Source organism: Streptomyces sp. TS71-3, assembly GCF_018327685.1.
In the GTDB taxonomy this organism is placed as follows: domain Bacteria; phylum Actinomycetota; class Actinomycetes; order Streptomycetales; family Streptomycetaceae; genus Streptomyces.
The window spans coordinates 1249871-1264977 of record NZ_BNEL01000003.1 but is presented as its reverse complement, the minus strand read 5'-3'; the positions used below and the strand labels follow the sequence as shown (position 1 = coordinate 1264977).

6 protein-coding genes and 3 rRNA genes are annotated in these 15107 nt (G+C 66.6%); 2 read left to right on the top strand and 7 right to left on the bottom strand.

Features of this window, described 5'->3' with window-relative positions; all coding sequences use genetic code 11:
* The first annotated feature begins 107 nt into the window (after nucleotides 1–107).
* Nucleotides 108–2831: a SpoIIE family protein phosphatase gene (locus tag Sm713_RS29730; protein WP_212913070.1), complete on the top strand. Its 2724-nt coding sequence runs from the start codon at nucleotides 108–110 to the stop codon at nucleotides 2829–2831.
* A 184-nt stretch (nucleotides 2832–3015) separates the two neighbouring features.
* On the opposite strand, the gene Sm713_RS29725 is transcribed toward Sm713_RS29730, so the two are convergent.
* The 5 genes from Sm713_RS29725 to Sm713_RS29705 all read right to left on the bottom strand — a co-directional run bounded on the left by Sm713_RS29725 (nucleotide 3016) and on the right by Sm713_RS29705 (nucleotide 10114).
* Nucleotides 3016–3690 (bottom strand): DegT/DnrJ/EryC1/StrS family aminotransferase, encoded by a 675-nt coding sequence (locus Sm713_RS29725; RefSeq protein ID WP_249416782.1) that lies wholly within the window; start codon nucleotides 3688–3690, stop codon nucleotides 3016–3018.
* Between the two features lie 96 nt (nucleotides 3691–3786).
* Nucleotides 3787–3903 (bottom strand): 5S ribosomal RNA (gene rrf / locus Sm713_RS29720).
* A gap of 99 nt (nucleotides 3904–4002) precedes the next feature.
* Nucleotides 4003–7125: ribosomal RNA gene (locus Sm713_RS29715) — 23S ribosomal RNA — on the bottom strand.
* A gap of 316 nt (nucleotides 7126–7441) precedes the next feature.
* Nucleotides 7442–8970 (bottom strand): 16S ribosomal RNA (locus Sm713_RS29710).
* The 16S, 23S and 5S rRNA genes sit together here, the layout of an rRNA operon.
* A 595-nt stretch (nucleotides 8971–9565) precedes the next feature.
* Complete coding sequence (locus Sm713_RS29705) at nucleotides 9566–10114, bottom strand: MarR family winged helix-turn-helix transcriptional regulator (RefSeq protein WP_212913069.1); 549 nt, start codon at nucleotides 10112–10114, stop codon at nucleotides 9566–9568.
* A 108-nt stretch (nucleotides 10115–10222) separates the two neighbouring features.
* Between Sm713_RS29705 and Sm713_RS29700 the strand changes: the two genes are divergently transcribed.
* A complete protein-coding gene (locus Sm713_RS29700; protein ID WP_212914938.1) occupies nucleotides 10223–11533 on the top strand; it encodes an MFS transporter in 1311 nt (436 codons plus the stop codon).
* Nucleotides 11534–11549: 16 nt separating this feature from the next.
* On the opposite strand, the gene Sm713_RS29695 is transcribed toward Sm713_RS29700, so the two are convergent.
* Entirely contained in the window at nucleotides 11550–13265 is a 1716-nt protein-coding gene (locus tag Sm713_RS29695) for a SpoIIE family protein phosphatase (protein ID WP_212913068.1), read from the bottom strand.
* Between the two features lie 276 nt (nucleotides 13266–13541).
* A complete protein-coding gene (locus tag Sm713_RS29690) occupies nucleotides 13542–14957 on the bottom strand; it encodes an NAD(P)/FAD-dependent oxidoreductase (RefSeq protein ID WP_212913067.1) in 1416 nt (471 codons plus the stop codon).
* Nucleotides 14958–15107: the final 150 nt, after the last annotated feature.

Below are 15107 nucleotides of genomic sequence, written 5' to 3'. Positions count from 1 at the left end.
CATAGACGGCGAAGGTAAGTAACCTGGCATGCGGCTGTCCAACCATGCCGGGTGCCGGGCTGGGCGGAAGCACGAGTACGAGCAGGTATCGGAGGGGCGGCCGCACCATGACCACCGGAGTGCACCTTCCCGCGGCCGAGCCCCCGGACCGGCCCGGCGACGTGGCCGGCCGCAAGGAGACGCACAACGAGACCCGGACGAGGAGTTCTGTGATCACCGCGCGCGCGGCCGCCACCTTCGAACCCGTGGGGCGCTCCGTCGCCACGGCCCGCTCCTTCGTGCGCGACACCCTGCAGGGCTGGGGCCTGACCGACATCGCCGACGATGCCGTGGTCCTCACCAGTGAACTGGTCACGAACGCCGTTGTCCATGCCGGAACCGCCGCGCAGGTGCTCTGCCTGCGCGCCGCCGAGGGGGTCCGCATCGAGGTGGCCGACCGCTACCCCGAGCGCGAGGTGCCCCTCCAGTACAAGCCGGTGGACATGGGCAGCCCCGACAGCGAGGGCGGCCGAGGCCTCCAACTCTGCGCGGCCCTCGCCAGCAAGTGGGGCGTGGAGTACTCCCGCACCCACAAGCAGGTGTGGTTCCAGCTCACCTCGCCCGACCGCCCCGTGGGCACCCGCACGGCGGGCCCGCCGCTGCCGGTCAACCTGCTGCCCCTGGCGGACGGCCGGGTGCGCGTCGCCGTCGCCCAGATCGACCGCACCGGCTCGCTCACCGCCTGGAACGAGGACGCCGAGGAGCTCTTCGGCTACCCCGAGGAGCAGGTCGTCGGCAAGCCCCTCACCGACTTCGCCGCCTGGCCGCACACCCCGGGCACCACGACGGGTGTCGCCGACGCCCTCCAGCTCTCCCGCTGGGAGGGCAGCTACGGCATCCGCAGCTCCTCCGGCCGGGTCGTGCCGGTGTACGCCTCGCACCTGCGGGTCCGGGACGCCGACGGCGAGCCGTCGACCGTCTGCCTGCTGGTCCGCGACCACGAACGGGCCGTCCTCCAGACACCGCAGCGCCCGCCGTCGTCCGACCCCGCGGTGAGCACCGATGCCCAGGCCGCCGACGCCTTCGAGGTCTTCATCGGCTCCCCCGCCCCCGACGACCTGGACGGCCTGCTGCAACGCACCGTGGAACGCGCCCGCGACATGCTCGACGGCGACGCCGCCTTCCTGCTGCTGGCCACCGACGACGAGACCGAGCTGGAGGTGCGCGCCTCCACCGGCCTGCCCTCCGCGCGCCAGAGATTCGCCAGGGTGCCCGTGGAGGCCGGCCACGGCCGCTTCGGCACGGCCAGGATGCCCGCGGTGCACGAGGACCTCTCCGTGGTCCACGGCGCCGTCCCGCTGCTCGACGGGACGGGCATGCGTTCCGTCGTCACCGTGCCCCTGAAGGTGGAGGGCCGCCTCACGGGCTCCCTGGGCGTGGCCGCCGAAGGCCCGGCGCGGTACTCGAACGAGGAGGCGCTGCGGCTCCAGTTCGCGGCGGACCGCATCGCCCTCGCCGTCGAGTCGGCCCGCCTGGGCGAGTTGGAGCGGCTGCGCCGCGGCTCGCTGTCCTTCCTCGTGGAGGCCTCCGACCTGCTCGCCGGCACCCTCGACCGCGACCAGACGCTCGCCCTGATGGCGCAGATGACGGTGCCGACCCTGGCGACGTGGTGCGCGGTGTACACGATCGCCGACCAGTCCTCGGAACCGGACCTCTCCTACGTGCTCCACGAGGACGAGGAGCGCATCGACGGCCTCAAGGCACTGCTGTCGACGATCGACCCGCCGGACCCGGTGCCCACACCAGGCGCGCGGGTGTGGAAGGCGCCCGCGGACGCGGCCCATCAGGCGGCGCTCCAACGGTCGTTGCTGAGCCTCGACTCCCGGGAGCCGGCCACGGTCTCGTCCGGCATCGGGACGACCCTGGCGACGGCTTCCGCGGTCGGCGGCGAGACCGTCGTACTGCCACTGGTCGCCCGCAACCGCGTCATCGGCATGCTGACACTGGGGAAGCCCTCCGAGGACCACTTCCGCCAGGAGATCCTGGAGCTCGCGGAGGACCTCTCGCGCAGGGCGGCGCTCGCTCTGGACAACGCCCGCCTGTACTCGGAGCGCACCGCCATCAGCCAGTCGCTGCAACGGAGCCTGCTGCCGCCTGAGCTGCCCGACGTGCCGGGTGTCGAGGTCGAGGTCATCTACCGCGCCGCGGGCGAGGGCAACGAGGTCGGCGGCGACTTCTACGACCTCTTCCCCATCTCCGATGGCTCCTACGGCTTCGCGATCGGCGACGTCTGCGGCACCGGCCCGGAGGCCGCCGCGGTCACCGGACTCGCCCGCCACGCGCTGCGGCTGCTCGCCCGTGAAGGGTTCGGCGGTCCCGCCGTCCTGGAGCGCCTGAACGCCGCCATCCTCGACGAGGGCGCCCGCAGCCGGTTCCTGACGCTCCTGTACGGGGAGCTGTGGCCGCAGGACGACGGCAGCGCGCTGCTGAAGGTGGTCTGCGCGGGCCATCCGCTGCCGCTGCGCCTGCGCCAGGACGGCTCGGTGGAGCCCGCGGCGGAGCCTCAGCCGCTGCTCGGCGTCATGGAGGACCTCGACCTCTACGAGCAGACGGTGAAGCTGGATCCGGGCGACGTCCTGCTGTGCGTCACGGACGGGGTGACGGAGCGCCGCGAAGGCACCCGCATGCTCGGCGACGACGGCCTCACGGACGTGCTCACGACGTGCACGGGCCTGACCGCCGGCGCGGTGGCGTCGCGCATCCTGCGCGCGGTGGAGCGCTTCGCCTCTGACGCCCCTTCGGACGACATGGCGATTCTGGCGATGCGGGTGCCGGAGCCGCCGGCGGTGTGAGGCGGTGCTCTTACGGGGGACGTGACGCTACGGGACCTGTGCCGTTGCGGGACCTGGTCGTTACGGTGCCCGTATCGGTACGGGGCCTGTGCCGGTACTGCGGCGGAATTCCGGTGGCTGCCGGGTGGTGGCTGACGGCCGGTCAGGCAGGTGTACGCGGGCCGGAGACAGGCGGCAGGCGGGCCTAGGCGGGCTGGAGGAGGCCTCCGAGGGAGTTGCAGGCGGAGATGATGCGGCGCATGTCCCGGGCGCAGAGGGCGGCGTCCACGGGGATGGCGAGGGTCTCGTCGGCCGCGCGCTCCGTCTCCGGAAGGCTTATGTCGCGACGGAACCGCGGCATCCGGTGCACCGGGGTCTTCACGGGTACCCGGCAGGTGACACCGCGGGCACGCAGAGCGCGTGCGAAGGCGTCCCGGTCGGGGCGTCCGTTCCCGGGTACGCGGACGACGTACTGCTCGTAGGTGTGCTCGGGACAGCCGGTCGGGGGGAGAACACCGGTGAGGCGCCCGTTGAGGAGCTCGGCGTGGGCGCGGCGCTCGGCGACTCCGCTGAAGCCGGCTTCCTGCTCGGTCTGTTCGAGCAGGAGGAGGGACTGCTTCTCACAGATCGTGCGCAGCGCCGCCAGGTCGGCCGGCTGGCCGAAGCGGTGGACCACGACGACGCCGACCGTCCGCGGGCCCACGGAGTGGGCCACGGCGTCGGGATCGAGGCAGTAGCTCGCCGGGTGGATGTCGGCGAAGACGGGGAGCGCCCCGGCGTCGGCGACGGCCTCCGTGGCGTCGACATTCCCGAATGCAGGAACGATGACTTCGTCGCCCGCTCCGATACCTGCCGCGCGCAGCAGATCAAGAGTGCCCATGGCACGGATGGTGCGTTCGCAACGTGAACGGGGCGTAAAGAGGGGCCAAATGCAAATGGTCCCGGAACCGAAGTTCCGGGACCATTTGTAATATAAGTTCGGCGGCGTCCTACTCTCCCACAGGGTCCCCCCTGCAGTACCATCGGCGCTGAAAGGCTTAGCTTCCGGGTTCGGAATGTAACCGGGCGTTTCCCTCACGCTATAACCACCGAAACACACACCACCAACCACCACACCCCCCACCCCATACGGGCAGAAGCATGTGTGTGGTTGTTCGTGGTTTCAGAACCAACACAGTGAACGCGAGCACCTGAGGACAAGCCCTCGGCCTATTAGTACCAGTCACCTCCACCCCTCACAGGGCTTCCAGACCTGGCCTATCAACCCAGTCGTCTACTGGGAGCCTTACCCCATCAAGTGGGTGGGAGCCCTCATCTCGAAGCAGGCTTCCCGCTTAGATGCTTTCAGCGGTTATCCCTCCCGAACGTAGCCAACCAGCCATGCCCTTGGCAGAACAACTGGCACACCAGAGGTTCGTCCGTCCCGGTCCTCTCGTACTAGGGACAGCCCTTCTCAAGACTCCTACGCGCACAGCGGATAGGGACCGAACTGTCTCACGACGTTCTAAACCCAGCTCGCGTACCGCTTTAATGGGCGAACAGCCCAACCCTTGGGACCGACTCCAGCCCCAGGATGCGACGAGCCGACATCGAGGTGCCAAACCATCCCGTCGATATGGACTCTTGGGGAAGATCAGCCTGTTATCCCCGGGGTACCTTTTATCCGTTGAGCGACGGCGCTTCCACAAGCCACCGCCGGATCACTAGTCCCGACTTTCGTCCCTGCTCGACCCGTCAGTCTCACAGTCAAGCTCCCTTGTGCACTTACACTCAACACCTGATTACCAACCAGGCTGAGGGAACCTTTGGGCGCCTCCGTTACCCTTTAGGAGGCAACCGCCCCAGTTAAACTACCCATCAGACACTGTCCCTGATCCGGATCACGGACCCAGGTTAGACATCCAGCACGACCAGAGTGGTATTTCAACAACGACTCCACGAACACTGGCGTGCCCGCATCACAGTCTCCCACCTATCCTACACAAGCCGAACCGAACACCAATATCAAACTATAGTAAAGGTCCCGGGGTCTTTCCGTCCTGCTGCGCGAAACGAGCATCTTTACTCGTACTGCAATTTCACCGGGCCTATGGTTGAGACAGTCAAGAAGTCGTTACGCCATTCGTGCAGGTCGGAACTTACCCGACAAGGAATTTCGCTACCTTAGGATGGTTATAGTTACCACCGCCGTTTACTGGCGCTTAAGTTCTCAGCCTCGCCCACCCGAAAGTGAGCTAACCGGTCCCCTTAACGTTCCAGCACCGGGCAGGCGTCAGTCCGTATACATCGCCTTACGGCTTCGCACGGACCTGTGTTTTTAGTAAACAGTCGCTTCTCGCTGGTCTCTGCGGCCACCCCCAGCTCAGACAGCACGTGCCATCACCAGGAACGGCCCCCCTTCTCCCGAAGTTACGGGGGCATTTTGCCGAGTTCCTTAACCATAGTTCACCCGAACGCCTCAGTATTCTCTACCAGACCACCTGAGTCGGTTTAGGGTACGGGCCGCCACAAAACTCGCTAGAGGCTTTTCTCGACAGCATAGGATCATCCACTTCACCACAATCGGCTCGGCATCAGGCCTCACCCACAAGCCAGGCGGATTTACCTACCTGACGGGCTACACCCTTACCCCGGGACAACCACCGCCCGGGATGGACTACCTTCCTGCGTCACCCCATCACTCACCTACTAACCGCTTGGACCGGCGGCTCCACCACTCTCCCCGACGGTAAACCGGCAGGGAACGGCTTCACGGCCTTAGCATCACGATGCTCGATGTTTGACGCTTCACAGCGGGTACCGGAATATCAACCGGTTATCCATCGACTACGCCTGTCGGCCTCGCCTTAGGTCCCGACTTACCCTGGGCAGATCAGCTTGACCCAGGAACCCTTAGTCAATCGGCGCACACGTTTCCCACGTGTGAATCGCTACTCATGCCTGCATTCTCACTCGTGAACCATCCACAACTACCTTCCGGCGCTGCTTCACCCGGCACACGACGCTCCCCTACCCATCACGACCTCCGTTGGGAGTAATATCGCAATGACACGACTTCGGCGGTATGCTTGAGCCCCGCTACATTATCGGCGCGGAATCACTAGACCAGTGAGCTATTACGCACTCTTTCAAGGATGGCTGCTTCTAAGCCAACCTCCTGGTTGTCTCTGCGACTCCACATCCTTTCCCACTTAGCACACGCTTAGGGGCCTTAGTCGATGCTCTGGGCTGTTTCCCTCTCGACCATGGAGCTTATCCCCCACAGTCTCACTGCCGCGCTCTCACTTACCGGCATTCGGAGTTTGGCTAAGGTCAGTAACCCGGTAAGGCCCATCGCCTATCCAGTGCTCTACCTCCGGCAAGAAACACACGACGCTGCACCTAAATGCATTTCGGGGAGAACCAGCTATCACGGAGTTTGATTGGCCTTTCACCCCTAACCACAGGTCATCCCCCAGGTTTTCAACCCTGGTGGGTTCGGTCCTCCACGACCTCTTACAGCCGCTTCAACCTGCCCATGGCTAGATCACTCCGCTTCGGGTCTTGAACACGCTACTCAACGCCCTCTTCGGACTCGCTTTCGCTACGGCTCCCCCACAACAGGTTAACCTCGCAACATGCCGCAAACTCGCAGGCTCATTCTTCAAAAGGCACGCAGTCACGACACACCAACAAAGTTGGCATGCGACGCTCCCACGGCTTGTAGGCACACGGTTTCAGGTACTATTTCACTCCCCTCCCGGGGTACTTTTCACCATTCCCTCACGGTACTATCCGCTATCGGTCACCAGGGAATATTTAGGCTTAGCGGGTGGTCCCGCCAGATTCACACAGGATTTCTCGGGCCCCATGCTACTCGGGAAACAAACAAGTGAGCCGCTGACATTTCAGCTACGGGGGTCTTACCCTCTACGCCGGGCCTTTCGCATGCCCTTCGCCTACATCAACGGTTTCTAACTCACCCAACAGCCGGCAGACCATTGAAGCTCGCTCCCACAACCCCCAAGACGCAACCCCTGCCGGGTCTCACACGCCCAAGGTTTAGCCTCATCCAGTTTCGCTCGCCACTACTCCCGGAATCACGGTTGTTTTCTCTTCCTGCGGGTACTGAGATGTTTCACTTCCCCGCGTTCCCTCCACACTGCCTATGAGTTCAGCAGCGGGTGACAGCCCATAACGACTGCCGGGTTACCCCATTCGGACACCCCCGGATCAAAGCTCGGTTGACAGCTCCCCGGGGCCTATCGCGGCCTCCCACGTCCTTCATCGGTTCCTGGTGCCAAGGCATCCACCGTGCGCCCTTAAAAACTTGGCCACAGATGCTCGCGTTCACTGTGCAGTTCTCAAACAACGACCAACCACCCACCACCCCAAGCAACAGCCTGAGTTCACCGGGGCCGGCAACCGAAAACACAACCACCACGTGGCCGTGCCCTCAGACACCCAACAGCGTGCTCGACACCCCTCACCCTCCAAACCCGCGTTCCACGCCTCGAAGAGGCAGTACTAACGCATCCAGAATCACGAGAGATGCCGAATAGTCAACGTTCCACCCATGAGCAACCAGCATCGAACACTCGCCGATGTACTGGCCTCTGCGTCGGTCTAAGCCGACGTGGAGTGCTCCTTAGAAAGGAGGTGATCCAGCCGCACCTTCCGGTACGGCTACCTTGTTACGACTTCGTCCCAATCGCCAGTCCCACCTTCGACGACTCCCTCCCACAAGGGGTTGGGCCACCGGCTTCGGGTGTTACCGACTTTCGTGACGTGACGGGCGGTGTGTACAAGGCCCGGGAACGTATTCACCGCAGCAATGCTGATCTGCGATTACTAGCGACTCCGACTTCATGGGGTCGAGTTGCAGACCCCAATCCGAACTGAGACCGGCTTTTTGAGATTCGCTCCACCTCACGGCATCGCAACTCATTGTACCGGCCATTGTAGCACGTGTGCAGCCCAAGACATAAGGGGCATGATGACTTGACGTCGTCCCCACCTTCCTCCGAGTTGACCCCGGCGGTCTCCCGTGAGTCCCCAGCACCACAAGGGCCTGCTGGCAACACGGGACAAGGGTTGCGCTCGTTGCGGGACTTAACCCAACATCTCACGACACGAGCTGACGACAGCCATGCACCACCTGTACACCGACCACAAGGGGGACCGTGTCTCCACGGTTTTCCGGCGTATGTCAAGCCTTGGTAAGGTTCTTCGCGTTGCGTCGAATTAAGCCACATGCTCCGCCGCTTGTGCGGGCCCCCGTCAATTCCTTTGAGTTTTAGCCTTGCGGCCGTACTCCCCAGGCGGGGCACTTAATGCGTTAGCTGCGGCACGGACGACGTGGAATGTCGCCCACACCTAGTGCCCACCGTTTACGGCGTGGACTACCAGGGTATCTAATCCTGTTCGCTCCCCACGCTTTCGCTCCTCAGCGTCAGTATCGGCCCAGAGATCCGCCTTCGCCACCGGTGTTCCTCCTGATATCTGCGCATTTCACCGCTACACCAGGAATTCCGATCTCCCCTACCGAACTCAAGCATGCCCGTATCGACTGCAGACCCGGAGTTAAGCCCCGGGCTTTCACAACCGACGCGACACGCCGCCTACGAGCTCTTTACGCCCAATAATTCCGGACAACGCTTGCGCCCTACGTATTACCGCGGCTGCTGGCACGTAGTTAGCCGGCGCTTCTTCTGCAAGTACCGTCACCCTAAGGCTTCTTCCCTGCTGAAAGAGGTTTACAACCCGAAGGCCGTCATCCCCCACGCGGCGTCGCTGCATCAGGCTTGCGCCCATTGTGCAATATTCCCCACTGCTGCCTCCCGTAGGAGTCTGGGCCGTGTCTCAGTCCCAGTGTGGCCGGTCGCCCTCTCAGGCCGGCTACCCGTCGTCGCCTTGGTAGGCCATCACCCCACCAACAAGCTGATAGGCCGCGGGCCCATCCTTCACCGCCGGAGCTTTCCACACCAGAAGATGCCTCCCAGTGTCCTATCCGGTATTAGACCCCGTTTCCAGGGCTTGTCCCAGAGTGAAGGGCAGATTGCCCACGTGTTACTCACCCGTTCGCCACTAATCCCCGACCGAAGCCGGATCATCGTTCGACTTGCATGTGTTAAGCACGCCGCCAGCGTTCGTCCTGAGCCAGGATCAAACTCTCCGTGAATGTCTCACCCACACACACGGTGCGGGATTCACACATCACGAGAGCGGTGCAGGAAGCGGAATACAACTTCCCGCACACAGCGTCCTCGCTGTGTTCTTGTTACTTCAAAGGAACCACGTCACCACAAAGACCCAGTGCAAGCGTCTTCGGGTAGACGGGGTATCAACATATCTGGCGTTGACTTTTAGCACGCTGTTGAGTTCTCAAGGAACGGACACTTCCTTCGTACTCACCACGAAAACCTGCTTCGCGGCTTTCCTCCGGGCGTTTCCCTTCGGTGTTTCCGACTCTATCAGATCCTTCGGACCCGATTTCCCCGGTCGGAGCAGGGTCGCCGTTACGGCGGTGCCTTCGCGGTCTTGCGGCCGCTCCGGCGATCCAAACCTTAGCCCAGTCTCCCGGAGGCTCATAATCGAGCCGACCGTATCGAATTTCGGGCGCGCCGAATTCAATGCCACCGGGAGGCGGTACTGAGATTTGGGATTGCCGCTGGTGCGGCGGGATGCGCTGCCATGGAAGTGTTACGGCTCCGTGGCAACTCGAAGAACTTTACGGATCACTCGGAAGGCTGTCAACTGAGTTCCGCCGAGGCGGCTCAGTCAAGGTCTTCGAGGCGTCCGCCGCCGTCGTGCTGGGTCTGCTCCACGCGGCGGAGCAGACGGACCAGGACGTGTCCCAGTGATGTGCGCTCGTCGCGCGAGAGGTCCTGGAGGAGGTCCTGCTCGAAGAGGGAGGCCAGGTGCATGGCCTCCAGCCACTTGTCGCGCCCCTCGGGCGTGATCTCGACGATCACGCGTACCCGGTTGCTCTCGTCGCGGTCCCGGGTGACCAGTCCCTCGTCGACCATGCGGTCGATGCGGTGGGTCATCGCGGCGGGCGTGAGGCCCAGGCGCTTGGCGAGGTCGCCGGGGCCGAGTCGGTAGGGCTTGCCGGAGAGGACGAGTGCCTTGAGGACCTCCCACTCGGCGTTGCTGATGCCGAGCGTGGCGTTCTGCCGGCCGTAAGCGACGTTCATGCGGCGGCTGAGGCGGCCGAGTGCCGAGACGATCTGCTCGACCTGGGGGTCGAGCTCCTCGAATTCTCGCTGGTAGGCGGCGATCTGGTCCTCGATCGCCGGCTCACGCGCATGCGGGGTGTCGTCCATGCGGCCAGTATGGCACGGCTCTCCTTTGCGTTGAAGTCCTTCATTATATAAAGTTAACAGTCGAACTTTAAGTGTGAAGACTTCAGGGGAGTGAGAGTGACCAGGGAGGTGGGCGCCGCGGTGCGGCGGGTTCAGGCAGGCAGCGCGCTGAGTGCGTTCGGGGTGGGTTTCACGGTCCCCTTCCTCTACGTCTACGTGGCGCAGGTGCGGGGGCTCGGGGCCGGTGCCGCGGGGCTGGTGCTGGCGGCGTTCGCGCTGGCGGCGCTGTTCGTGCTGCCTTTCGTCGGCAGGGTGATCGACCGGCGCGGTCCGCTGTCGGTCCTGGTGGGCGCTGCCTTGGCGGCGGCGGCGGGCTCGGTGGGCCTGGGGCTTGCGGACAGTGCGCCCGTCGCGCTGCTGTCGGCGTCGGTGCTCGGTGCGGGCACCGCCGTGATGCAGCCCGCGCTCGCCACGCTGATCGTGTGGTGCTCGGGCGCGGCCACGCGCACGCGTGCCTTCGCCACGCAGTTCTTCCTGCAGAACCTCGGCCTCGGCGTGGGCGGTCTGCTGGGTGGACAGCTCGTCGACGTGCACCGTCCGGGCAGCTTCACGCTGCTGTTCGCGATCGAAGCGGTGATGTTCCTGGTGCTCGCCGGCATCGTGCTGTCGGTGCGGGTCCCCCAGGTGCTCGTCGCCGCCCGCGGTGGCGAGGTGCTTCCGGGCGATGGCGAGGCTGCCGGGCGCGGCGGTGTCCGTGCGCTGCTGTCGCACCGGATCATGGTGCAGTTCTGCGCGCTCGCGTTCGTGGTGTTCTTCGTCTGCTACGGGCAGTTCGAGTCGGGGCTGTCCGCCTTCGGTGTGGACGCGGCGGGGATATCGCCGTCCAGCCTGGGGATCGCCCTTGCGGCGAACACGGCGATGATCGTCGTGGCGCAGTTCGCGGTGCTGCGGCTGGTGGAGCGCCGGCGGCGGTCGCGGGTGATCGCCGCTGTCGGTCTGGTGTGGGCGCTGGCGTGGGCGGCGGCCGGTTTCGCCGGCCTGGGGCGCTGCGGGCAGGCGATGGCGACGACGGTGTTCGTTTCCGCTTACGCGCTCTTCGGGTTGGGCGAGACGATGCTGTCGCCGACGCTCGCGCCGATGGTGGCCGATCTGGCGCCGGCCGGGATGGCGGGCCGGTACAACTCCGCTTTCGCGCTGGTCAAGCAGCTTGCTCTGGCGGTGGGCCCCGCCGTGGGCGGGCCGATGGCGGCGGCGTGGCACGCGCCCTACGTGGCGACGTTCGTGGCGCTCTCTCTGGGGGTGACGGTGCTCGCCGTCCACTTCGGGCGGCGGTTGGCGCCGGCGCAGGATCTGCCGCACCCCGCCGGCAGCAGGGTGGTCGCCGCGGGCGGGTCCCCGGCCGAGCCCGAGCGGGTGCCGGCGGCCCCGGCGGACGCCTGAGCGCTGCCGTCGGCCGTCAGCGGGGTGCTCGGGACGGCGGCGGTGTGGACGGCAGGGTGAACTCGCACCACACCGCCTTGCCTCCGTCGGGGGTGCGGCGGGCGCCCCAGTTCTCGGCGATGGTGGCGACGATGGCGATGCCGCGGCCCGCTTCGTCGGCGGGCTCGGCCCGGCGGCGGCGCGGCAGGTGGTCGTCGCCGTCGGTGACCTCGATGATCAGCCGGCGGTCGGTGCGGCGGAGTCTGAGCCGCATCGGCGGGGTGCCGTGCTGGAGGGAGTTGGCGACGAGCTCGCTGGCGGCGAGGACGCCCAGGTCGTGGAGTTCGGTGGGGAAGCGCCAGCTGGTGAGGACGCCGGAGGCGAAGGCACGCGCGCGTGGGGCGGCTTCCACGCCGCCGAGCAGGTCGAGCGCGGCGTTGCGGAAGAGGTCGCGGTCGGGGCCGCTGCGCGCGGTGTGCTGGAGGACGAGGACGGCGACGTCGTCGTCGTGGTCGGCCGTCACCCCGGCCGTGCGCAGCAGGCGGTCGCAGACGACCTGGGGTGTGCCGGTGGCGCCTGCGAGGGCGGCCTCCAGGTTGGTGACGCCTTCGTCGATGTCCTTGTCGCGCCGTTCGACGAGGCCGTCCGTGTAGAGCACGGCGGTGCAGCCGGGGCCGAGCGGCACGGAGCCCGAGGAGTGCAGCCAGCCGCCGGTGCCGAGCGGGGGTCCGGTGGGTTCGTCGGCGCGGCGGACTGTGCCGTCCTCGCCGCGGACGAGGACGGGCGGGTGGCCCGCGGAGGCGTAGACGAGGCGGCCCTCGTTGGGGTCGTGGACGGCGTAGACACACGTGGCGATCTGGTCGGGGTCGATGTCGGCGGCGAGGCCGTCGAGGAGCTGGAGGACCTCGTGCGGGGGCAGGTCGAGGCGGGCGTAGGCCCGTACCGCGGTGCGGAGCTGGCCCATGACGGCGGCGGCACGCACCCCTCGGCCCATGACGTCGCCGATGACGAGGGCGGTGCGCCCGCCGCCGAGGGTGATGACGTCGTACCAGTCGCCGCCGACGGCGGCCTCGGTGCCGCCGGGGCGGTAGGTCGCGGCGATGCGCAGGTCGTCGGGCTCCTCGAGCTTCTGCGGCAGCAGGGAGCGTTGCAGGGTGACGGCGGTCTCGCGCTGGCTGCGCTCGCCGGCGCGGAGCCGCTCGGCGACCTCGGCGTGGTCCGTGACGTCGGCGGCGAAGATCAGGACGCCGCCGTCCTCGTGGGCGGCGGGTGACTCGACGGGCGTGCAGGTGAACGTGTAGGAGCGGCCGTCGGGCGCCTTCCGGGACTTGACGGTGCGCGGCTTGTGGCTGCGCAGCACCTGGTCGAGGAGGGGCAGCAGGCCGAGTTCGTCCAGCTCGGGGAGGGCCTCCCGGGCGGGGGCGCCGTGCGGGCGGGGGCCGAAGGCGGCCTGGTAGGTGTCGTTGACGTAGCTGACGCGGTGGTCGCGGCCGTGCACCAGGACGACGAGGGCGGGGAGGCGGTCGAGGATCTCGCGTACGCGCGCGTCGGTGACCCCCGCCGGCGACAGGGGTGTGTTCTCGGGGCTTGCGACACCGTGCGTCTGGTCGGCGGGTCTGCCCTGGTGTGCCTGCTGCTCGGCACGGGCCGCGGGTACGGCGTTCTCCCCTCGCTGTGCCGGGGAGGTCGCGCTGTCGGTGCGTGCGCGACGCTGCGTTCCGGAGAGCCGGGCGCTCCAGCGGGTGAAGTTCACCGAATTCTTGCCTCGTGTCGTCGGGTGGGCCTGTCCCTCTACGGCGGTCCCGGGGGTGCTCCGGGGAGACACAGCACGGGACAGCTGCCTTGCGATTGTGGGGGACGCCGGGGTGCCGGGGTGTCAGCGATGTCATGGGGTGTCATGGATGTCGCCGGGCGGACGCTTCCCTGATGGGGCGGGCACCGCCCATGGTCACGGATCCAGTCTGGCCGACGGGGCGGAAATCCGTTATCCGTCAGACGGTTGTCCGGTTCTTGGAGTTCCGGGCTCCGCTCAGGAGGACTCCTTCGGGTCCTTGGGGGGCTTCCCCCCGGCCGCGAGTTCGAACTCCGCACGAGGGTGTTCGAGTGAGCCCAGGGAGACGATCTCACGCTTGAACAAGCCCGAGAGGGTCCATTCCGCGAGCACGCGGGCCTTGCGGTTGAAGGTGGGCACCCTGCTCAGGTGGTAGACGCGGTGCATGAACCACGCAGGATAGCCCTTCAGCTTCCGTCCGTAGACATGTGCGACTCCCTTGTGGAGCCCCAGGGAGGCGACGGAGCCGGCGTAGGAGTGCGCGTACTCCTTCATGGGTGCGCCCTGGAGCGTGGCGGCGATGTTCTCGGCGAGCACCTTGGCCTGGCGTACGGCGTGCTGCGCGTTGGGGGCGCACTCGGCGCCGGGCCGGTCGGAGGTGGAGTCGGGGACGGCGGCGGCGTCGCCGGCCGACCAGGCGTGCGGCACTCCCTCGATGGCCAGCCGGGTGGTGCAGGCCAGCTTGCCGCGCCCGTTGCGGGGCAGGTCGCTGGCGGCCAGGACGGGGTGCGGTTTGACGCCGGCGGTCCACACGAGCGTCCGGGTCGGGAAGCGGGACCCGTCGTCGAGGACGGCGACGCGGTCCTCGCAGGACTCCAGGCGGGTGTCCAGGCGGACGTCGATGTTGCGTCCGCGCAGCTCGCGCACGGCGTAGGTGCCCATGTCCTCGCCGACCTCGGGCAGGATGCGCCCGGTGGCCTCCACGAGGATCCACTTCATGTCCTCGGCCTGGATGTTGTGGTAGTAACGCGCGGCGTAGCGGGCCATGTCCTCCAGTTCGCCGAGCGCCTCGACGCCGGCGTAGCCGCCGCCCACGAAGACGAACGTCAGGGCGGCGTCGCGGACGGCGGGGTCGCGGGTGGAGGAGGCGACGTCCATCTGCTCGATGACGTGGTTGCGCAGGCCGATGGCCTCCTCGACCGTCTTGAAGCCGATGCCGTGGTCGGCCAGGCCGGGCACGGGGAGGGTGCGTGAGACGGAGCCGGGGGCGAGCACCAGCTCGTCGTAGCCGATCTCCACGGGTCCCGTGCCCTCCTCGTGGGTGGAGAGGGTGGCGAGCGTGGCCGTCCGCTTGGCGTGGTCGATGGACTGGGCCTCGCCGATGACGACCCGGCTCCGGTCGAGGACCCGGCGCAGCGGTACGACGACGTGGCGCGGGGAGATCGATCCCGCGGCGGCCTCCGGCAGGAACGGCTGGTAGGTCATGTACGGGTCGGGGGTGACCACGACGATCTCGACCTCGCCCCGTGCGAGCTCGCGTTTCAGCCTTCTCTGGAGGTGCAGGGCGGTGTACATGCCGACGTAGCCGCCGCCCACGACGAGAATGCGCCTGGCCGCTGTGGGGCCGGGAGTGGTCCCGGGTGATAGTGAGGCCTTCACCTTCCCATGAGGCATCGCAACCGTGCGTTTGTCCACAGGCTCAGCAATTTGTATGACTGGAAGTCGTACGAATGACCAACCCGCCGAATTGCTGGGATATCTGAAATCTCCGCAGGTCAGAAGGGGCATGCGGGGTGCCGGTGCGGGGTGTGTCCGGGGGTGAAC